The organism is Methylobacterium sp. 2A, from assembly GCF_009806555.1.
GTDB lineage: Bacteria > Pseudomonadota > Alphaproteobacteria > Rhizobiales > Beijerinckiaceae > Methylobacterium.
In genome coordinates this window covers 18709-37407 of the sequence record NZ_VUOK01000064.1, presented here as the reverse complement: position 1 = coordinate 37407, position 18699 = coordinate 18709, and the positions used below count along the sequence as shown (strand labels likewise).

General features: G+C 70.8%; 15 protein-coding genes and 1 other RNA gene. 3 read left to right on the top strand and 13 right to left on the bottom strand.

Annotated elements, in window-relative coordinates; all coding sequences use genetic code 11:
• The 5 genes from FVE89_RS29785 to FVE89_RS29765 form a co-directional block, all read right to left on the bottom strand.
• On the bottom strand, window positions 1–1899 hold the full coding sequence (locus tag FVE89_RS29785) for a penicillin-binding protein 2 (RefSeq protein ID WP_342389606.1): 1899 nt from the start codon (window positions 1897–1899) through the stop codon (window positions 1–3).
• A 6-nt stretch (window positions 1900–1905) separates the two neighbouring features.
• Window positions 1906–2319 (bottom strand): hypothetical protein, encoded by a 414-nt coding sequence (locus tag FVE89_RS29780; protein WP_161393764.1) that lies wholly within the window; start codon window positions 2317–2319, stop codon window positions 1906–1908.
• Window positions 2316–3350, bottom strand: a complete 1035-nt coding sequence (gene rsmH / locus FVE89_RS29775) for a 16S rRNA (cytosine(1402)-N(4))-methyltransferase RsmH (protein WP_161393849.1) — start codon at window positions 3348–3350, stop codon at window positions 2316–2318. Before rsmH ends, FVE89_RS29780 begins: the two co-directional genes overlap by 4 nt.
• Window positions 3351–3794: 444 nt before the next feature.
• Window positions 3795–4190, bottom strand: an RNA gene (gene rnpB / locus FVE89_RS29770) — RNase P RNA component class A.
• Window positions 4191–4237: 47 nt separating this feature from the next.
• On the bottom strand, window positions 4238–4678 hold the full coding sequence (locus FVE89_RS29765; protein ID WP_161393848.1) for a VOC family protein: 441 nt from the start codon (window positions 4676–4678) through the stop codon (window positions 4238–4240).
• Between the two features lie 228 nt (window positions 4679–4906).
• On the opposite strand from FVE89_RS29765, the gene pepN reads away from it, so the two are divergent.
• Together pepN and FVE89_RS29755 are read left to right on the top strand one after the other, a co-directional pair.
• Window positions 4907–7528, top strand: coding sequence for an aminopeptidase N (gene pepN, locus FVE89_RS29760; RefSeq protein ID WP_161393763.1), 2622 nt, complete (start codon window positions 4907–4909; stop codon window positions 7526–7528).
• A 177-nt stretch (window positions 7529–7705) separates the two neighbouring features.
• Window positions 7706–10051 (top strand): PAS domain-containing sensor histidine kinase, encoded by a 2346-nt coding sequence (locus FVE89_RS29755; RefSeq protein WP_161393762.1) that lies wholly within the window; start codon window positions 7706–7708, stop codon window positions 10049–10051.
• A 30-nt stretch (window positions 10052–10081) separates the two neighbouring features.
• Here the strand turns inward: FVE89_RS29755 and FVE89_RS29750 are convergent, their stop codons facing one another.
• Window positions 10082–10336 carry a hypothetical protein gene (locus FVE89_RS29750; protein ID WP_161393761.1) on the bottom strand — a complete coding sequence of 85 codons (255 nt, stop codon included), beginning with the start codon at window positions 10334–10336 and terminating at the stop codon, window positions 10082–10084.
• Between the two features lie 174 nt (window positions 10337–10510).
• Here FVE89_RS29750 and FVE89_RS29745 point away from each other — a divergent pair, with 174 nt between their 5' ends.
• On the top strand, window positions 10511–10795 hold the full coding sequence (locus tag FVE89_RS29745) for a hypothetical protein (RefSeq protein ID WP_161393760.1): 285 nt from the start codon (window positions 10511–10513) through the stop codon (window positions 10793–10795).
• A gap of 15 nt (window positions 10796–10810) precedes the next feature.
• Here the strand turns inward: FVE89_RS29745 and FVE89_RS29740 are convergent, their stop codons facing one another.
• The 7 genes from FVE89_RS29740 to rfbB all read right to left on the bottom strand — a co-directional run bounded on the left by FVE89_RS29740 (window position 10811) and on the right by rfbB (window position 18694).
• The gene (locus FVE89_RS29740) at window positions 10811–11950 is read right to left on the bottom strand and encodes a GNAT family N-acetyltransferase (RefSeq protein WP_161393759.1); all 1140 of its coding nucleotides are present in this window, start codon (window positions 11948–11950) and stop codon (window positions 10811–10813) included.
• Window positions 11947–13287, bottom strand: a complete 1341-nt coding sequence (locus FVE89_RS29735; RefSeq protein WP_161393758.1) for a lipopolysaccharide biosynthesis protein — start codon at window positions 13285–13287, stop codon at window positions 11947–11949. The genes FVE89_RS29740 and FVE89_RS29735 overlap by 4 nt, the downstream gene beginning before the upstream one ends.
• 157 nt (window positions 13288–13444) lie before the next feature.
• On the bottom strand, window positions 13445–14275 hold the full coding sequence (locus FVE89_RS29730; RefSeq protein WP_161393757.1) for an SGNH/GDSL hydrolase family protein: 831 nt from the start codon (window positions 14273–14275) through the stop codon (window positions 13445–13447).
• A 14-nt stretch (window positions 14276–14289) separates the two neighbouring features.
• Window positions 14290–15387: an OpgC domain-containing protein gene (locus tag FVE89_RS29725; RefSeq protein ID WP_161393756.1), complete on the bottom strand. Its 1098-nt coding sequence runs from the start codon at window positions 15385–15387 to the stop codon at window positions 14290–14292.
• A 456-nt stretch (window positions 15388–15843) separates the two neighbouring features.
• Window positions 15844–16743, bottom strand: coding sequence for a glucose-1-phosphate thymidylyltransferase RfbA (rfbA, locus tag FVE89_RS29720; RefSeq protein WP_161393755.1), 900 nt, complete (start codon window positions 16741–16743; stop codon window positions 15844–15846).
• Complete coding sequence (rfbD, locus tag FVE89_RS29715) at window positions 16740–17645, bottom strand: dTDP-4-dehydrorhamnose reductase (RefSeq protein ID WP_161393754.1); 906 nt, start codon at window positions 17643–17645, stop codon at window positions 16740–16742. Before rfbD ends, rfbA begins: the two co-directional genes overlap by 4 nt.
• A complete protein-coding gene (gene rfbB, locus FVE89_RS29710; RefSeq protein ID WP_161393753.1) occupies window positions 17645–18694 on the bottom strand; it encodes a dTDP-glucose 4,6-dehydratase in 1050 nt (349 codons plus the stop codon). The genes rfbD and rfbB overlap by 1 nt, the downstream gene beginning before the upstream one ends.
• Between the last annotated feature and the right edge of the window lie 5 nt (window positions 18695–18699).

Here is an 18699-nt window from a genome sequence, read left to right as displayed (position 1 = left end):
TCACGGACCGCCGAGCTGGTTGACGTGGTAGGCGTTGAGCTTGACCATTTGCGGGAACGGACGCGCCGGCGGCTCGAATTGCGGCGGCAGGCCGAGGATCGGCGCCACCCGCTCGATCACCTTGCCGGTGACGACGCCGGAATTGTAGGCCGCAGTGGCGTAGCCACCCGTCTCCGGCAGGCCCTGCGGCTCGTCCATGATGGTGACGAACAGGTATTTCGGGTCGTTCATCGGGGCCGCCGCCATGAAGGTCGTGAACAGCCGGTTGTGGATGTAGCGGCCACCGATCACCTTCTCGGCCGTGCCGGTCTTGCCGCCGACGAAGTAGTACGGGACCGCCGCCTTCCTGGCCGAGCCCTCGGTGGCGTTCAGCCGCATGATGTAGCGCATCGCCTCGGAGGTCTGGGCCGAGAGCACGTGCGTCGCCTTCGCCTTCGCGTCGTCCGACGTGGTCTTGAGGAAGGTCGGGGTGATGAGATCGCCGCCGTTGACGATGGCGCCCACCGCCATGGCGGCCTGGAGCGGCGCCACCGCGATGCCGTGGCCGAACGCGATGGTGATCGTGTTGATCTCGCTCCAGCGCGACGGGACGATCGGGGCCGCGCTCTCCGGCAGCTCCGTGCGCAGCCGGTCGAGCAGGCCCATCTTCCGCAGGAACGCCTTGTGGCCGGGCACGCCGACGCCGAGGGCCATCTTGGCCGATCCGATGTTGGAGGAGTGCGTGAACACCTCCGGCATGGTGATGACGCGGTTGGTGCCGTGATATTCGTGGATCTTCTGCCGGCCCCAGTTCAGCACGCCGCCGCGCGTGTCGAAGGTCGAGTTGACGTTGTACTTGCCGGATTCGAGCGCCATGGCCAGCGTCATCGCCTTGAAGGTCGAGCCCATCTCGTAGACGCCGACATTCATGCGATTGATCCGGTCGGGCGAGAGCGCGTCCTTCGGATCGTTCGGGTCGAAATCGGGCATCGACACCAGCGCGATCACCTCGCCGGTCTTCACGTCGAGGATCATCGAGGCGCCGGCCTTGGCCTTGAAGTGGTCGATGCCCCAGGCGAGTTCGTCGCGCACGGCGAACTGCGCGCGCAGATCGATCGAGAGCTGCACCGGCTTCAGGTCGGCCTGCTTGTTGATCAGGCCGAAGCTGTTGAGCGCCTGAATGCCGGTGGAATCGATGTACTTCTCGATGCCCGCAATGCCGACGCCGTCGAGGTTGGTGGCGCCCAGGATGTGGGCGGCCGCGACGCCGTTCGGGTAGACGCGCTTGTGGTCCGGCAGGAAGCCGATGCCCGGGATGCCGAGCCGGTGGACCTCGGCCTGCTGCTTCGGGGTCAATTCGCGCTTCACCCAGACGAAGCCGGCGCCGCTGCGACCCTTGCGCGAGGACAGCTTGGCGCGCAGCTCCGACGCGTTGAGCTCCGGCAGGACCGCGGTGAGTAGCTCGACCGCCTCGTCCTTGTCGTAGATGTTGCCGGGCTCGGCGAAGACCGAGACCGTGCGGATGTCGGTCGCCAGGATCTCGCCGTTGCGGTCGACGATGTCGGGCCGGAAGGCCGTGGAGGAGGCCGCCGCGACCCGGTGCTCCTGGCTCGGCGGGTCGCCGAAGATCGCCATCGCCAGGAGCTTGGCCGAGATCGTCCCGAACACCCCGACGAAGACCAGCCCGACGAGCGCCACGCGCATGTGCGACCGCTCGATGGCGAGCCGGAACATGCTGCGCAGGAACGCCTTGGCGCGCTCGGCCCGCGGTACCGGCGGGAGCGCCTCCTCCGGGATCGGGCGTGGGGCGGCCGCGGCATGGGCCAAAGCGGCGGCTTCGAGAAGCGCGGCCTCGTGCTCCGAGACCTCGGTGTCGGTCACCGGCGCGGCGTCCGGGATCTGATCGGTGTCTTCGGACACGGGTGACTACCTCGAAGCCGTCGTCGGGGTGCGGGTCGTGGTCACGGTGCGGGTGATCGAGCCGGTGGTGCGCGGCTCGGGTCCGCCCCTGTCCTTGGGGGTCGCAGTCGCGGCGAGCAGGCGGCCGATCTCGTCGCCGCGCTCCTGCCGGGCGGGCAGATCCGAGAGGCGCGCCAGATGGCTGGTGCCGATCGGCTCCAGGGCGAGGTGCTTGTCGACGGCCGCCTGGAGCCGGTCCGGCCGGGTCAGGAGCTGCCACTCGGCGCGCAGCACCGCGATGGCCTGCCGCTCCGTGTGCAGGGCCGTCTGCAGCTTGGAGACCTGACCGCCCTGATAGAGCGTGTCGTACTTGATCGAATAGGCGTAGACCGCCGAGGCGACGAGCCCCACCACCGCCAGCAGGTTGAGGAGGCGGATCATCGGCGGTGGCCCCCGCGGGCGGCTTCGGGAAGGCTCGCGAGCGCGGTCAGGGCCGCCAGCGCTTCCGGCACGTCGGATTCCGTGCGTTCGGCGGCGCGCAGCTTGGCCGAACGGGCCCGGGGATTGCGCGCGGTCTCGGCCTCGCCCGGCAGGACCGGGCCCTTGGTCACGAGGGTGAAGCTGCGCACAGCCTCGGCCGGCGCCCCCGGCAGGTGGCGCGAGCCCTGCGCAGAGCGGCCGCTGCGGGCGGCGAAGAACTGCTTGACGATCCGGTCTTCCAGCGAATGGAACGTCACGACGGCGAGCCGGCCGCCGGGGCGGAGCACCCGCTCGGCCGCGTGGAGCGCGCGCACCAGCTCGCCCAGCTCGTCGTTGACGGCGATCCGCAGGCCCTGGAAGGTCCGCGTCGCCGGATGGATGTGGCTTCCGGGCTCGGCCCGGACGACGCCGGCGACCAGTTCGGCCAGCTGCGCGGTGGTCTCGATCCGGCCGCGGCGGCGGGCCTCGTGGATCGCCCGCGCGACGGCCCGTGAGCGCCGCTCCTCGCCGTAATGATAGATGATGTCGGCCAGCACCGTCTCCTCGGCCTCGTTCACGAGGTCGGCGGCGCTCGGACCGTCCTTGCCCATGCGCATGTCGAGGGGGCCGTCGTGGCGGAACGAGAAGCCGCGCTCCGGCGCATCGAGCTGCATCGACGAGACGCCGATATCGAGCACGATATGATCCGCCTGCGCCTCGCCCGCATCCCGCAGGAGGGTGTCGAGATCGCCGAACCGGCCGGGCACCAGTTGGAGACGTCCCCCGGAGGCAGCAACCAGGGGTTGACCCGCGGCGATCGCGGTCGGATCGCGGTCGATGGCGAGAATCCGCAGGGCCGGATCGCGCTCCAGCAGCGCGCGGGTGTAGCCGCCGGCACCGAACGTGCCGTCGATGGCGAGGCCGCCTTCGGTCTTCAGGGCCATCGCCACCTCGTCGAGCAGGACGGGGATGTGCGGTGGGGCCGGGCAGAGTTCCGGTGCCGGATCCGGCATCGTCGGAGAGGGACGCCGCCGGTTCATGCGGGCCTCGGCGCGGCGGCGCGGCCGGTAGCGGGATGGCGGCGCGGTCCGGAAATCCGGACGCGGATGCGGCTCAAGCGTCTCATGGTGCCCTGGGCCGGGCCGCACGGGGGCGGCACACGTGACGGGAACGGCACCGGATGCGGTGTGCGCAAAACGCCGCGCACGGACGGGCCCTGCCCTGAGACAGGTTGCGCCCGGCGATCCGATACACGCCGTTGACGGGAGGATGCCGGGTATCATGGGCCTCGGAGGATCGTCAACGGACGAGCTTGGCGCTGCCGTGCGGATCGATCTGAACCCGGCAAGGTTAACCGAAGGTTTTTACCGCGCTGGAAAATGCGCGTCCGCCCGGTCCGGAGCGAGCGCTGCGGTCCGGTAGTAAGGCCTTGGGCCGGCGCGGTTTTTCGGTGGCGGTGGATCAGCCGGCCTGTAAGCCGGGTTCTGTAGGGCCGACGCTCGCGCGCCGACGTGGCAGCCATTCCTCTGGGACGGTCGTTGCCGACCGCCTCGAGCAACCAACCCGGGCGACTGGCCTGGAGAGAAGGCCTGCCCCTCTCGCGAAGGGCGCGCCGCCCCTATTCGGTCTTGCTCCCGGTGGGGTTTGCCGTGCCGTCCGCGTTGCCGCGTCCGCGGTGCGCTCTTACCGCACCCTTTCACCCTGACCCCGGACGCGTCCGGGGCGGTCTGCTCTCTGTGGCACTGTCCCTGGGGTCACCCCCGCCGGAGGTTATCCGGCACCGTCTCTCCATGGAGCCCGGACTTTCCTCCCCGGACGCGAAAGGCGCCCGGAGCGGCCGCCCGGCCGGCTGATCCGAGGGGCAGATGCGCCCGCGGATCAGCCCGGGTCAAGGACCGGATCACCAGGTTCCGGTATTCTCCATGGAGGTCCAGGGCTCCTGCGGCTCCTTGGCGGCGCCCTTCTGGAGGATCTCGATCGAGATGCCGTCCGGCGACTTCACGAAGGCCATGTAGCCGTCGCGGGGCGGCCGGTTGATGGTCACGCCCTTGTCCCGGAGCTTGGCACAGAAGGCGTAGATGTCGTCGACCTGATAGGCGAGGTGCCCGAAATTGCGCCCGCCCGTATAGGTCTCCGGGTCCCAGTTGTAGGTCAGTTCGAGAAGCGGCGACTTCGTCTCCTCGGCGCGGGCGGCGTCGCCGGGGGCAGCCAGGAAGACCAGGGTGTAGCGGCCCTTCTCGTTCTCGACGCGGCGGACCTCCTGCAGGCCGAACGTATCGACGTAGAAGGCGAGGGCCCGGTCGAGATCGGCCACCCGGACCATGGTGTGCAGGTATTCCATCGGGGAGAATCCCTCAGCTGCGACGAGGGCCATCGCGATGCCCTCGGGGAGAACCAACGTGGCCGACTCCGCGTCGGCCGATCGCGTTCCTAAGATAGGATGGGTCCGGGGCCGAGGGTAGGCCGGAATGCGCGGCCGGTCGCGACCTGCCCCGGCGCCCGCCGGCGTTGCGCGGGGCGCTGCGAGCGACCAGAAGGGATCGCAGCGAACACCCGGAGTGAGAGCCGCATGCGCACCGAGACGCCGCCGCTGATCCGCCTGGAGGAATACCGGCCGAGCGACTACCTGATCGATCGCGTCGACCTCGACATCCGCCTCGACCCGCATGCGACCCGGATCGACGCGACCCTGGCATTGCGCCCGAACCCGGCTGGGCTGCCGGGGGCGCCCCTGACTCTCGACGGCGACGACTTGCGGCTGGTCTCGGTCGCCCTCGACGGCGCGGTGCTCGCACCCGACGCCTACACGGCATCCCCTTCGGGCCTCAGCCTGCTCGCCCCGCCCCGAAAACCCTTCAGCCTGCGCCTCGTCACCGAGGTCGACCCCACGGCCAACACCAAGCTGATGGGGCTCTACCGCTCGAACGGCGTCTACTGCACGCAGTGCGAGGCGGACGGCTTCCGCCGCATCACCTATTTCCTCGACCGGCCCGACGTCATGGCGGTCTATACCACGCGGATCGAGGCCGACCGGGCCGAGGCGCCGATCCTCTTGGGCAACGGCAACTGCGTCGAGTCCGGCCCGGTCGGCGCCGACCGGCACTTCGCAATCTGGCACGATCCGCACCCGAAGCCCGCCTACCTGTTCGCCCTCGTCGGCGGCCGGCTCGGCAAGGTCGAGACGCGGTTCACCACGATGGACAACCGCGCCGTCACCTGCGCGGTCTATGTCGAGCCCGGCAAGGAGAACCGGGCGGATTACGCCCTCGACGCCGTGATCCGCTCCATGGCCTGGGACGAGACGGCGTTCGGCCGCGTCTACGACCTCGACGTGTTCAACGTGGTCGCCGTGTCGGACTTCAACATGGGCGCCATGGAGAACAAGGGGCTCAACATCTTCAACGACAAATACGTGCTGGCGAGCCCCGAGACGGCGACCGATGGCGACTACGCCGCCATCGAGGCGATCATCGCCCATGAGTATTTTCACAACTGGTCGGGCAACCGGGTCACCTGCCGGGACTGGTTCCAGCTCTGCCTGAAGGAAGGCCTGACGGTCTTCCGCGATCAGGAATTCTCCTCCGACATGCGCTCCCGGCCGGTCCATCGGATCGCCGAGGTGCGCTCGCTCCGGGCGCGCCAGTTCCCCGAGGATGCCGGGCCGCTGCGCCACCCGGTCCGGCCGCGGGCCTATGCGGAGATCAACAACTTCTACACGGCGACCGTCTACGACAAGGGCGCCGAGATCGTCCGGATGCTGCGCACGCTGATCGGCGCCGAGGCGTTCCGGGCCGGCATGGACCGGTACTTCGCCGACAATGACGGGCGCGCCGCCACGGTCGAGGATTTTCTCGCGGCCTTCGCGGCCGTCACCGGGCGCGACCTGTCGGCCTTCGCCCGCTGGTACGAGCGCCCCGGCACGCCCCGCCTCTCGGTCTCCGGCACGTACGATCCGCAAGGAGCCCGCTACACCCTGCGGCTCGCGCAGAGCCTTCCCGACGCCGATGGACAGGAGGGGCCGCCGCTGGTCATCCCGGTCGCCCTCGGTCTCGTCGGCGCCTCGGGCCCGCTGACCGGCGCCACCTGTGCACAGGTGCGCGACGGCGTGTTCGTCCTCGACCACCCGGCGGCCGAGATCGTGTTCGAGACCGTCGCCGAGGAGCCCGTCCCCTCGGTGCTGCGCGACTTCTCGGCGCCGGTGCGGCTCGACCTCGCGCTGACCGACGCGCAGCGCATGCGTCTGCTGGCGCAGGACAGCGATCCGTTCAATCGCTGGCAGGCCGCGCAGGACGTGGCGCTGCGGCTGATCCTCGAACCCGATGCCGGCCGCATGGAGGCCTTCGCGGAGGCCCTGGGCCGCTTCCTCGACGGCGAGGCGCTCGCCGATCCGGCCTTCGCGGCCCTGGTGCTGGCGCTGCCGAGCGAGGGCGAGGCCGCCGACGCCCTGCCGGCCGATGTCGATCCCGACGCGATCCACCGGGCGCGCTGCGACCTCCGGGCCTATCTGGGCCGGACCTTGAGGGCGCGCCTGGAGCGGATCGACGCCGCCCTCGCCCCGGTCGCGGGCGCGCCCTACAGCCCGGACGCCGCATCGGCCGGGCGCCGGTCCCTGCGCAACGCCGCCCTCGACCTGGTCGCGGCGGGCGATCCCGAGGCCGGCGCGGCGCGGGCCGCCGAGCGGCTTGCGGGTGCCACCAACATGACCGACCGCCTCGCGGCCCTCACCACCCTGGCGCTGATCCCGGGCGAGACCCGGGAGTCGGCCCTGGCCGAGTTCGCAGCGCGTTACGCCGACGAGCCCCTGGTCCTCGACAAGTGGTTCGCCATCCAGGCGCAGATCCCCGAGGCCGGCACGCTGGAGCGAATCACCCGGCTTCAGGAGCACCCGGCCTTCATGCTCACCAATCCGAATCGGGTGCGCGCCCTGATCGGCAGCTTCGCATTCGGCAATCCGACCCAGTTCGCCCGGCGCGACGGGGCCGGTTTTTCGTGCGTGGCCCGGATGGTGACGGCGCTCGATTCGACCAACCCGCAGGTTGCCGCCCGCATGCTGACGGCCTTCGGATCCTGGCGCCGGCTCGAAAAATCGCGCGCCGCCAAAGCCGCCGAAATGCTCAACGGGATCAAGGCGATCCCGGGCCTCTCCCGGGACACGGCCGACATCCTCGCGCGCACCCTGGGAGACGGCTAAGTACCTGACCTTACGGTAGAAATCGAATCTCTGGCACCGCTGCAACAGGCGCCGGCCGTCAAGCCCTTATGGTAAAAAATCCGTGGACAAACCGCCCCGCGGGGTGATTGTATTCACAGAGATTCGGGGGGCCGAGCGCTCCGACTGGGTCACAGTTCCCACGGGCGAGGTTCGGCCATGCCGGAGGCGGGTTCCGCTTCCTTCTCCGCGCGTGCGGAATCGACTCTTGCTGTCTCCTGGCCGGGGCGTAGCCAGGAGACACGATTCGGGCAGGCCGAGCGCTGGCTGCGCTTCGCCGTGCCGGGCACGTTGGCAATGTTCCTGGCCTGCCTGACCGGGCTTGCCGCGCTCCACATCCGCGGCCAGCGCGCCGAGATCCTGGCCGTCGCCCAGACGGAGATCGAAGGGTTTGCGCGCCTGGCCGCGCGGGCCATCGGCCCCACGGGGATCGTCGGCGCGGATCTGCGCGCGCTGATGCCGGAGAGCGGGCGGCATTCGGGCCGGCGGCTGCTGCTGGTCCGCCCTGATACGCGCATCGTCGCCGCCCATCCGCCCCTGCCGGCTCACCTCGAGACCTTGTCCCAGGTGCTCGGCGAGAGCGAGCCGCTCTCCGGCCTCGGCGAGCGCGCCGGCGCCATCGCGCTCGATCTTCCCAACGGCCAGAGCGTGCTGGCCGCCATGCACAGCCTGCCGGGCGGCGCCGGGCAGGTGGCCGTGCTCCAGCCGATCGAGCCGCTGCTGGAGGGCTGGAGTGCCCGCACGCGGGACCAGATCGTCCTGATCGCCGCCGCCGCCATCGTGATCGTCGGGGTCGGGCTCGCCTACGGTCTCCAGACCCGGCAGGCGGCCCGGGCCGACCGCGCCCGCGAGACGATCCGCGGGCGCCTGGAGACGGCGCTTCGCCGGGGCGCCTGCGGCCTCTGGGATTGGGATGTCGCCCGGGGGCGGATCTACTGGTCCGACTCGATGTACAGCCTGCTCGGCTACCGGCGGCAGCACGAGTATCTCTCGTTCGGCGACGTCAACGGCCTCGTCCATCCCGATGACGGCGACCTCTACAGCCTCGCCCGCGGGGTGGCGGCCAACCAGACCCATATCGACCACGCCTTCCGCATGCGCGGCGCCGACGGGGCCTATGTCTGGTTCCGCGCCCGGGCCGAGGTGGTGGTGAACGCCGTGGACGGCAGCCAGCACCTCGTGGGAATCGCCACCGACATCAGCGAGCAGCGCGCCCTGGAGGAGACCAACGCGGCGGCCGACATGCGCCTGCGCGACGCGGTCGAGGCGATCTCGGAGGCCTTCGTCCTCTGGGATACCGGAAACCGGCTGGTCCTGTGCAATTCGAAGTTCCGCCATCTCCACGCCCTCAGCCCGGAGGACGCCCGCTCGGGCCAGAGCTACGCGGAGGTGATGCGGCGGGGCGTGCTGCCGCAGATCCGGCGCGAATTGCCCGATGTCGGCCTCGCACCCGGCGGCGCGACGTCCCGGACCTTCGAGGCCGAGCTGGCGGACGGCCGCTGGCTCCAGATCAGCGAGCGACGCACCAAGGACGGCGGCTACGTCTCGGTCGGCACCGATATCACGAGCCTGAAGCGCCATCAGGAGCAGCTCCAGGCCTCGGAACGCGAGCTGATCGAGACCGTGAAGGATCTCAAGCGCTCCCGCCGGACCCTGGAACTCCAGACTCAGCAACTCGCCGACCTTGCCGAGCGCTACCTCGACCAGAAGGCCGTCGCCGAGGCGGCGAACAAGGCCAAGGCCGAGTTCCTGGCCAATATGAGCCACGAGTTGCGCACGCCGCTCAATGCCATCATCGGCTTCGCCGACGTGATGGAGAACGCGGTGCTCGGCCCCCTCGGCACGCCCCGCTACACCGAATATTGCCGCGACATCCGCGAGAGCGGCTCGCACCTCCTGTCGATGATCGACGACATCCTCGACATGGCCCGGCTCGAAGCGCGCCGCGTGCGGCTGAGCCCCCGGGCGGTCCCGGCGGAGGCTGCGGTGTCGTCGGCCATCGCGCCCTTCGCGGCCGTTGCGGACGAGAAGGCGATCACCATCAGCACGGATGTGCCGCCGGATCTCGACCTGCTGGCGGATCCGAGCGCGCTGCAACAGATCCTCGCCAACCTCGTGCAGAACGCCGTGAAGTTCACCCCGGCCGGGGGGCAGGTCGCGGTCCGTGCACGACGCGCCGGCGCGAGCACCCATCTGTACGTGGTCGATAACGGCATCGGCATCCGGCGCTCGGATATCGCCCGGCTCGGCCGGCCGTTCACGCAGGTCGAGGCCCAGATGACCCGCAGCCACAAGGGGTCGGGGCTGGGGCTCGCCATCACGCGCTCGATCGTGGAACTGCACGGCGGTTCGCTGCGCATCCGCTCCGAGGAATCGGTCGGCACCATCGTCCTCGTGCGCCTGCCGGCCGCGCAGGCCGGTGCGCCGGATCAGCCCGGATCGGGCCTTCCGGCCGGTCGCGTCGCACCGCGCCGCAATCGCATGGCGTCATCGGCCGCAGCGTAGCCGCTGCCCGCCGCAGACGTGGCGCTCGCGCTACCGTCGCGAATCGAGGCCGCCGAGGCGCGCCATGCGCCCCTGTTCCGCGTGCCAGCGCGCATCCGCCACGGCGCGGGCGAGGCTGCGGATGCGCCAGCGGTGATAGAGACCGAGGATCGGATTGCCGCCGAGCCCCGCCTGATGACGATGAAGGCGTCGGAGCAGGCCCGGGATTTGGGCGGATGCCGCCTCGCCGGTCGCGATCGCGATGGCGCGCAATTCGGCCCGGAACCCTGCCTTCCAGTCTTCCATGACGCCCGCGTCTCCGCGCTGAAGCCGCCCTTCGCCTGTGGCCCGGACGAACCCCTCCGGCGGCGGATCCGCCAAGGCCGCGGCATGATTGCGCGCCCTGTAAACCCGCATCCGAGGGATGGATTTACGCCACAGACGATCCGTTCGGCGGATCACGCTCGGAGAATAGGATCAATGCGCTCCGGAACACGATTGCGCCTCAGCGTCGCGCTCCTGCTCGGCCTCGCGTCCGCACCGGCGTTCGCCCAGAGCACCGGCTACGTCACCGGCTTTCCCGGCAAGGATCCCGCGGGCGACGAGGAGATCGGCTGGGGGCCGGCCTACCGGCCGGAGACGAGCTTTGCCCAGCCCGGTACGCCGCCGACACCCGGCGCGATCGCAGGCCGCGCCTATCGCGCCCGGACCGGCCATGGGGTTTACGATCGTGTCGAGGGCGACGGGCCGTACCGGAACCGGTAGGGCGCGCTCGCCGCGCTATCGCCGCCGCAGGGCTCGCTTGGCGGCGGCGCGCGCCTCCCGCTCGAACCGCGCGAGCCGGAGCCGCCGCTCCAGGGAGAGCGCGTGGCTGCCCGGGGGGAGCGCGATGATGTCCGCGATGGCGGTCCGGTCCCGGTAGAGGCTTTCCAGGGCCGAGCCGTCGAGCGTCGCCGAATCGAGCCGGTCGGCGAAGCCGGTCGCGTGGCAGGCGCGCACGATCTCGGCTTCCAGGAGCAGCCCCGGGGCGTGGCTGCGCAGATCCTCGTCGTAGGCGGTCTTCAGCAGCGTCGCGGTGCCGCCGCCGACCAGCGCGAGGCTGACCGCGATCGGCCGGCCGTCGAGGGTCAGCGCGTCCGCCCGGACTGTCACCGGACCCGCCCCGTCCGCGAACAGGGCGTCGGCGAGCGCCTTGGTCTCCGGCCGGCAGGCCAAGGCGGTGCCGGCCCGTCCCTTCCAGCCGGCGCGTTCCAGGTCGAGGAACGCCGCGACCAAGCGGGCGAGGTCCGCCCCCGCGCTCGCGCTCTCGAACGCCACGGTGCCGATCTCCGAGAGGCGGCGGGCCCGGCGGCGCAGATCCTTGAACCGGGACCGGTTCGGGTGACCGGCCAGGAAGGCGTCGTGGTCGGCCCGCCGATCCATGACCGGGCGGTCGAAGGCCGCCACGACACCCACGGCCCAGCCGCGTGCCCGCATGGCCGCCAGCAGGTCCGGCACCGCCCCCTCCTGGGTCGGCAGCAGGGGCCAGCGCCAGGCCGCACCGCGGGAGGCCGCTTCGAGGGTGGCCACCAGCTCGTGTGCATGCGCGGCACGGTCCGGCCCCTCGGCGATCAGCGGCGCCGTGGCGGTCACGAAGGGGGAGAGGAACGGGCGCATCACCCGGCCGCCCAGGGCCGACACGTCGCGGGCCGGCGCGCAGGGCAGGAGCGCGACGAGGCGCTCCCCCCGCCGGACGGTGACGAACTGCAAACCAGCCGGCAGCAATCCGGCGGCTTCATGCGCCGCCAGGACGTGCCGCGAGAAATGCGGGTGCGGGTGGGCGGCGGCCGCGAACAGCGCGTCCCAGGCTTCCGCAGCCGGCGCCGCCGCGTCGGAGATCGACCGGTCGGACCGGCGGAGCGCGGTGTCGGCGCGGCTCATCGGACGGCGCCCGCGGACCAGATCGGCGTCGGCAGACCGTGGATCCGGCCCGCGGCCTGGGCGAGGAAGCCGGCGCGCGCGACGGTGGCGACCGCCACCGCCACGGCGGCGCCGAGCGCGCCCAGGGCCGGCACCAGGGTGAGGCACAGGCAGGCGGCGGCGAGGAGCGCGGCCGCCGTGATCGCTGCACAGCGCCGCTCGCCGCCCAGCATGGTCAGCAGATCCTCGCCCGGCCCGAACAGGCTCGCCGCGACGCTGCCGGCCACGAGCACGCACAGGATCGGAACGCTGTCGCCGAGGCCCGCGCCGAACATCGCCAGGAGCAGCGGCGACGCCGCCAGGATCGCGCCGCCGACCGCGAGCGTCGCGGCCGCGGTCAGCTGCGCTTGGCGCCGCACGAGTTCGGCCAGGAGGAAACGGTTCTCCACGGCATGGGCGGCGCTGTAGCGCTGGAGCGTCGCGGCGCTGACGGCGAAATGCACGAACACGACGAATTGCTGGATCCGCGTCGCCGCGAAGTAGAGGCCTACCTCGGCCGGGCTCACCAGGGCGCCGAGCACGATGACGTCGACGAAGGTGAATCCGGCATTGGCGAGATCGATCGCGGCGATCGGCAGGCTCGTGCCGAGCCAGGTCCGCCAGCGATAGCGATGCGGCCCGTGCGCCAGATGCCGGCGCAGGCGCGCGACGAGGAGAGCTGCCTGAACGGACGTTGCGGCCGCGGCGGCGACCAGCATGCAGCCCATCGCGACCTCCGCGCGCGGCGGGGCGCCGAGCAGGATTGCCGCGACCATGCAGGCCATCATCAGGGTCTGGCGCAGGAGGTAGGGCGGCGCGATGGCGAGCCCGATCCAGTTCTGGCTGCGTGCCACGCCCTCCAGATAATCCTGCAGCGCGAAGAGCGGCATCACGCAGAGGGCGACTGCGACCGGCGCCCGGTAGGCCGGGGCGAACAGCTCCGGTTCGAGGAACAGCAGCGCCGCACCGAGGCCCGCCACCGCCAGCGCCGCCCCGCCGGTCATCAGCGCGCCGGCGCGGATGTAGCCGCGGGCGAGGTCGAGGTCGCCCTGTGCCTGCGTGGCGGGCACGAACCGGCAGGCGCCCTGCGACAGGCCGAGCGTCAGCGTGTGGCCGAGCATCGCGGTCCAGACCCAGACGGAGGCGAAGATGCCGTAGGCGTCCCAGCCCATCAGCCGGGCCGCCAGGACCTGGGCGCCGTAGGCGAATCCGGCCGAGCCGACGCGGATCGCGAAGACCGCGAGCGCCACCCGCTGCGGGCCGTTCCGCAGGGCGCGCAGGCGCCGGAAGGCGCGGATCGGGAGAGCCGTGGCTGACATCGGAGCGCTCTCCGCCGAACTGGACGCCGGTTCGGCGCAAGAGAGCGCGGCACGATAGGCCGGGAAGCCGTTCCCGAATCCAGAGCGATCGGGATCGGCTTTTGGCGTACGACGCCGAACTCAAGGCTGGCGGGGCGCCGACCTCCGGTTGTCCGGTCTAACCCGGTGCGCGTTGCGTCCCGGTTAAGGGCGGCGCGGCGGGCGCCGCCTTCGGATCTGCGGGCGTCTCGGTCTTGGCGAGCGACGTGACGATCGTCAGCGCCACGTGCTCGGCCATGCAGCGCAGGCCCAGATCGTTCAAGCGGAACTGGCGCCCCAGGAAGTGTCCTTCGCCCCGGTCGATGCGGCTCGACAGGTAGTGCAGCGCTTCGTAGCGCCGCACCAGGGGCACCTGCTGCTGCATCGCCACGGTCCGGACCGCATCGACGATCCGGTTGTAATCGGCATCCGCGGCCATGCTGGCGGTGTAGATCGGATCGACCAGAACCACGTCGATCCCGTGGGACCGGATCCAGGCCACCGCCTCGGAGAGGGCCAATTCGAAGGCCTCGGCCTCCACGCGGGCGATGGCGTCATGGGTGCCGACCTGCCAGACGACCAGATCGGGCTCGGCCTCCACCACCATGGTGCGCATGTGCTCGGCGGCGCCGGAGGCGATTTCGCCCGGAAGACCGCGGTGGTCGATCACCACGTCGACCTTCGGCAAAGCCCGTTCCAGGGCCGCCTCGAGCTTGGCCGGATAGGAGGCGGAGGCCCCGGGGGCCGTGGAGCCGCCGATCGCCAGCAGCTTGATCGGCCGCTTCTCGGCCAAAGCCGCCTGGACAGCGCTGAGCTTGGCGGCGGTGTAGAGTTGCGCACCCGGAACCCGGCATTCGAGCGACAGGCTCGTTTCCCCGGCGCCCGGATCCGCCGCCTGCTCGGCCAGGGGATGCGACGCCGAAGCGGCCAGCACCAGGGCCGCCAGGATCGCGGTCCGCAGGGGCGACATGGGCCGGGCCGCGCTCACGTCCGCGGCCTCGGAGACTTGCTGCGGGTGCGCCACTCGACGAACCATGCGGTCAATCCCAGCCCGATCAGGCCCGTGCCGGCGACCAGCATATCGATCGGCAGGCCGCCGCCGGTCTGGAAACGCACGAGCTGCCCGATCAGGCTCAGGATCGAGCCCATCGAGAAGACAGCCAGGGAGTTCCGGCCCAGCTGGGTCAGATAGCCGACGATGGGGCCGATTCGGGGAGCGAGCAATGCGTAAACGGGGGCGAACGCCAACAATACCCCCAGGAAATGGACAAGACGTGCCGGTGTGAGATAGGTTTTCTCGAACGTGAACAGCAGACGCGGCTCCGGCACCAGCATCGGATCCGGCCGGATCTCAGTCACGGCGAGCACGATCCCGACAAGGACGATGACGATGCCGGCGGGAAACAGCCGCCGCGCCCATCGGCGCAGGACGCCGGACCGGGCGTTCCATCGCTGCAGCACGAAGCCCAGCACCAGAAGCACCTGCCAGCAGAGGGGGTCGAAGTACCAATCCCCCTCCCCGGGCCAGGAGGGCACGTTCCACGCGAAGACGAGGCTGGCGAGATAGATCCCGCCCGAGAGGAGCAGGGCCGCGACGAGGCTGAAACGGCCGACGATGACGAAGATCGGCGCGATGCCGATCAGCAGCACGTAGAGCGGCAGGATGTTGAAATAGCCGAGCTGGTAGGTCAGCAGCGCCATGCCGCAGACCGACTGGATCGGGTCCGCGAAGAAGCCGCCGGCATTGTGCCATTCGAGGATGAGCGGGTTGTCGAGCAGCAGCGCCGCGCCCGCGATGATCGCCAAGGCCAGCAGCATCACGGTGAGCTGCGCCCGGTAGACCTCGACGGTCCGGTTCAGCAGCCGCAGGACGCTCTTGCCCGGCGGCTCCGGGACACCGTCGCGGCCGCGGGTCGCGATGCCGATCGACCAGCCCGCCAGGAACACGAACAGCTCGGCGGCGTCCGAGATGCCGTATTGCGAGAAGGTGTAGCGCTCGAAGGTGTTGCCCGGGACATGGTTGATGAAGATCGTCACCAGGGCGAAGCCGCGCCAGAAATCGATCGCGTTGGGATCCCGCATCGTCGCGGCGGCTCCGAGTTTCGATGCGTCCGAGGGTCGGCGGCGGTGTGGCGGCCCCTGATACGGTGCCGGCCCGGGTCTGCAAAGGCGAACAAAGGTGGGGATCGCTCCGCAGGTCGAACCCGGCGGTCACAGCCGCGTTACGTCCCGGTACGGCGCCCCGGACCGACGGCTCGCCCGATCACGATGCTCGGCCCCGCGATCCTCATGGCCGTGATGGCTGCCGACGGCGTCCAGGCGCAGCCTCGGACCGAGACCGGGGGCGGCCCGACCACGACGGTGACGGCGCCGCCCGCCGCGCCGGTCGGGCGATGCCGCCGCGGTGCGGGCGCGGCGACCGCCGACGACAGGCGCGCCGCGCGAGGTCGAGAACCACAGGCTCATGCGCGGGATCGGCATCGGCTGCGACGCGCGTCACCGGCCAGCGAGTCCGCGCCGCCGACTTGTCCGCGCCGCCTACTTGCCCCGGCGCAGGCGCAAATCGTCCTCGCTCTCGCGGGAGAGCCGGAGCAGGTTCTGGCCGTAGCTGGTCTTGGCGAACATCTCGCCGCGGGCCACGAGCTGGTCGCGGGTGATGAAGCCCTGCAGGTAGGCGATCTCCTCCAGGCAGGCCACCTGGAGCCCCTGGCGGTGCTGAAGGGTGCGGACGAACTCGCTCGCCTCCAGCAGGCTGTCGTGGGTCCCGGTGTCGAGCCACGCGTAGCCCCGCGACATCCGCTCCACGTGAAGCTGGCCGCGCTCCAAGTAGGCTTCGTTGACGCTGGTGATCTCAAGTTCGCCGCGGGGCGAGGGCTTCACGTCCGCCGCGATGTCGAGCACCTGATTGTCGTAGAAGTACAGGCCGGTCACCGCCCAGGTCGATTCCGGGTTCTGCGGCTTCTCGACGATCTTGGTCGGGCGGCCGGCCTTGTCGAGGTTGACCACGCCGTAGGCCTGCGGGTTGTCGACATGGTAGGCGAAGACCGTGGCGCCCTGCTTCCGCGCGGCGGCGCGCTCCAGAAGTTCGCCCATGCCGGCGCCGAAGAACAGGTTGTCGCCGAGGATCAGCGCCACGTCGTCGTCGCCCACGAAGTCGCGCCCGATCACGAAGGCCTGGGCGAGGCCCTCCGGCCGCGGCTGCAGCGCGTAGGAGAAGGTGAGACCGAACTGCTCGCCGGTGCCGAACAGGCGCTTGTAATTGTCGAGGTGCTCCGGCGACGAGATGATCAGGATCTCGCGGATGCCGGCCAGCATCAGCACCGAGACCGGGTAGTAGATCATCGGCTTGTCGTAGACCGGCAGGAGCTGCTTGTTGATCGACAGCGTGGCCGGATGCAGGCGCGTGCCGGAACCGCCGGCCAGGACGATGCCCTTCATGGTTTGGATACTCCCTCTGAGACCGGCCCGACGAGCCGGTCCAGGATGTCGTCGAGCGCCGCCTGCCAGGGGCGGGGCTGAAGGCCGTAGGCCTCGGTGAGGCTGGCCGTGGACAGGCGCGAATTGGCCGGGCGCCGGGCCGGTGTCGGATAGGCGGAGGTCGGGATGCCCCTGACCGGGATTGAGCGGCCGCCGCGCCGGGCGGAGCCCGCCACGATCGCCTCGGCGAAGCCACACCACGTCGTGTCGCCCGCGTTCACGCAGTGGAACGTGCCCGTTGGGGCCGCCTCGTCCGTCGCGAGACGCTGCGCGATCGCCGCGAGCGCGGCGGCGAGGTCGGCGGCCGAGGTCGGGCAGCCGTGCTGGTCGTCGACCACGGTCAGGGCGTCGCGCTCGGCCGCGAGCCGGAGCATCGTCTTGACGAAGTTGCCCCGGTGCGGGCTCACCACCCAGGCGGTGCGCAGGATCGCATGGCGCGGGTTGGCGGTGCGCACGGCGAGTTCGCCCGCGGCCTTGCTGGCCCCGTAGACGCTCTGCGGGTCGATGGCTTCGTCGGGCGCATAGGCCCCATCCGGCTTGGTCCCGGCGAAGACGTAGTCGGTCGAGACGTGGACGAGGGGTATTTTTCGAACTGCGGTGGCCGCCGCCAGGATCGCCGGGGCGAGCGCGTTGAGGCGCCACGCCGCGACCACGTCGGACTCGGCCTTGTCGACCGCCGTGTAGGCGGCGGTGTTGATCACCGCCGCGTAGGCGCGGGCGTCGAGCGCCGCCGCGACGGCCTCCGCATCGGTGATGTCGAGCTCGGACCGGCCCGGCGCGTGAACGGTGACGCCGGCCGGCCAGGACAGCGCCTGCAGCTCGGTCCCGACCTGACCCGCACCACCGAGGACGAGGATGTCCATCAGGCGTTCAGCCCCAGGCGCTCGCCCTTGTAGCGGCCCTCGCGGATCGGGCGCCACCAGCTCTCGTTGTCGAGATACCACGCGACGGTCTCTTCCAGCGCCTGCTCGAAGGTCTTCTGCGGCCGCCAGCCGAGTTCGGTCTCGGCCTTGGTGCAGTCGATCGCGTAGCGCCGGTCATGGCCGGGGCGGTCGGCCACGAAGCTGATCAGCCGCTCGTGGGGGCCGTTCTGCGGGCGAAGCCGGTCGAAGGCCGCGCACAGGCCCTTCACCACCGCGAGGTTGTTGCGCACCGCCCGGCCGCCGAGCAGGTAGGTCTGGCCGACGCGGCCGCGCTCCAGCACGGCGACGAGGCCCTGGGCGTGATCCTCGACGTGGATCCAGTCGCGCTCGTTCTGGCCGTCGCCGTAGACGGGAAGCTTCTTCCCCTCGAGCGCGTTGAGGATCATCAGCGGGATCAGTTTTTCCGGGAAGTGGCGCGGCCCGTAATTGTTCGAGCAGTTCGTCACCAGCACCGGCAGGCCATAGGTCTCGTGCCAGGCGCGGGCGAGGTGGTCGGAGGCCGCCTTCGAGGCCGAGTAGGGCGAGCGCGGGTCGTAGCGGCTCTCCTCGGTGAAGAAGGCGCCCGGCGGCAGCGAGCCGTAGACCTCGTCGGTCGAGACGTGGAGGAACCGGAAGGTCTTCTTGTCCGCCTCCGGCAGGGATTCATAATGGCCGCGGGCACCGTCCAGCATGGTCTGGGTGCCGATAGCGTTGGTGCGCACGAAGGCACCCGGGTCCGTGATCGAGCGGTCGACATGGCTCTCGGCGGCCAGATGCATCACCGCCTGCGGCTTGAAGTCGGCGAAGGCCCTCTGCACCGCGGCGCGGTCGCAGATATCGGCCTCCACGAGGCGGTGGCGCGGGTTGTCGGCGAGCGGGGCCAGGGAGATCGGGTTCGCCGCGTAGGTCATCGCGTCGAGGGTGCAGACCTCGTGGCCGAGATCGTTGACGAGGTGCAGCACCAGCGCCGAGCCGATGAAGCCGCAGCCTCCGGTCACCAGGATGCGCATGGCAG

What these genes read in the sequence shown, in the direction of transcription:
- FVE89_RS29780 (WP_161393764.1), bottom strand. Translation starts at nt 2,319, where the DNA reads ATGATCCGCCTCCTCAACCTGCTGGCGGTGGTGGGGCTCGTCGCCTCG.
- rsmH (WP_161393849.1), bottom strand. Translation starts at nt 3,350, where the DNA reads ATGCCGGATCCGGCACCGGAACTCTGCCCGGCCCCACCGCACATCCCC.
- FVE89_RS29765 (WP_161393848.1), bottom strand. Translation starts at nt 4,678, where the DNA reads ATGGAATACCTGCACACCATGGTCCGGGTGGCCGATCTCGACCGGGCC.
- pepN (WP_161393763.1), top strand. Translation starts at nt 4,907, where the DNA reads ATGCGCACCGAGACGCCGCCGCTGATCCGCCTGGAGGAATACCGGCCG.
- FVE89_RS29755 (WP_161393762.1), top strand. Translation starts at nt 7,706, where the DNA reads ATGCCGGAGGCGGGTTCCGCTTCCTTCTCCGCGCGTGCGGAATCGACT.
- FVE89_RS29750 (WP_161393761.1), bottom strand. Translation starts at nt 10,336, where the DNA reads ATGGAAGACTGGAAGGCAGGGTTCCGGGCCGAATTGCGCGCCATCGCG.
- FVE89_RS29745 (WP_161393760.1), top strand. Translation starts at nt 10,511, where the DNA reads ATGCGCTCCGGAACACGATTGCGCCTCAGCGTCGCGCTCCTGCTCGGC.
- FVE89_RS29740 (WP_161393759.1), bottom strand. Translation starts at nt 11,950, where the DNA reads ATGAGCCGCGCCGACACCGCGCTCCGCCGGTCCGACCGGTCGATCTCC.
- FVE89_RS29735 (WP_161393758.1), bottom strand. Translation starts at nt 13,287, where the DNA reads ATGTCAGCCACGGCTCTCCCGATCCGCGCCTTCCGGCGCCTGCGCGCC.
- FVE89_RS29730 (WP_161393757.1), bottom strand. Translation starts at nt 14,275, where the DNA reads ATGTCGCCCCTGCGGACCGCGATCCTGGCGGCCCTGGTGCTGGCCGCT.
- FVE89_RS29725 (WP_161393756.1), bottom strand. Translation starts at nt 15,387, where the DNA reads ATGCGGGATCCCAACGCGATCGATTTCTGGCGCGGCTTCGCCCTGGTG.
- rfbA (WP_161393755.1), bottom strand. Translation starts at nt 16,743, where the DNA reads ATGAAGGGCATCGTCCTGGCCGGCGGTTCCGGCACGCGCCTGCATCCG.
- rfbD (WP_161393754.1), bottom strand. Translation starts at nt 17,645, where the DNA reads ATGGACATCCTCGTCCTCGGTGGTGCGGGTCAGGTCGGGACCGAGCTG.
- rfbB (WP_161393753.1), bottom strand. Translation starts at nt 18,694, where the DNA reads ATGCGCATCCTGGTGACCGGAGGCTGCGGCTTCATCGGCTCGGCGCTG.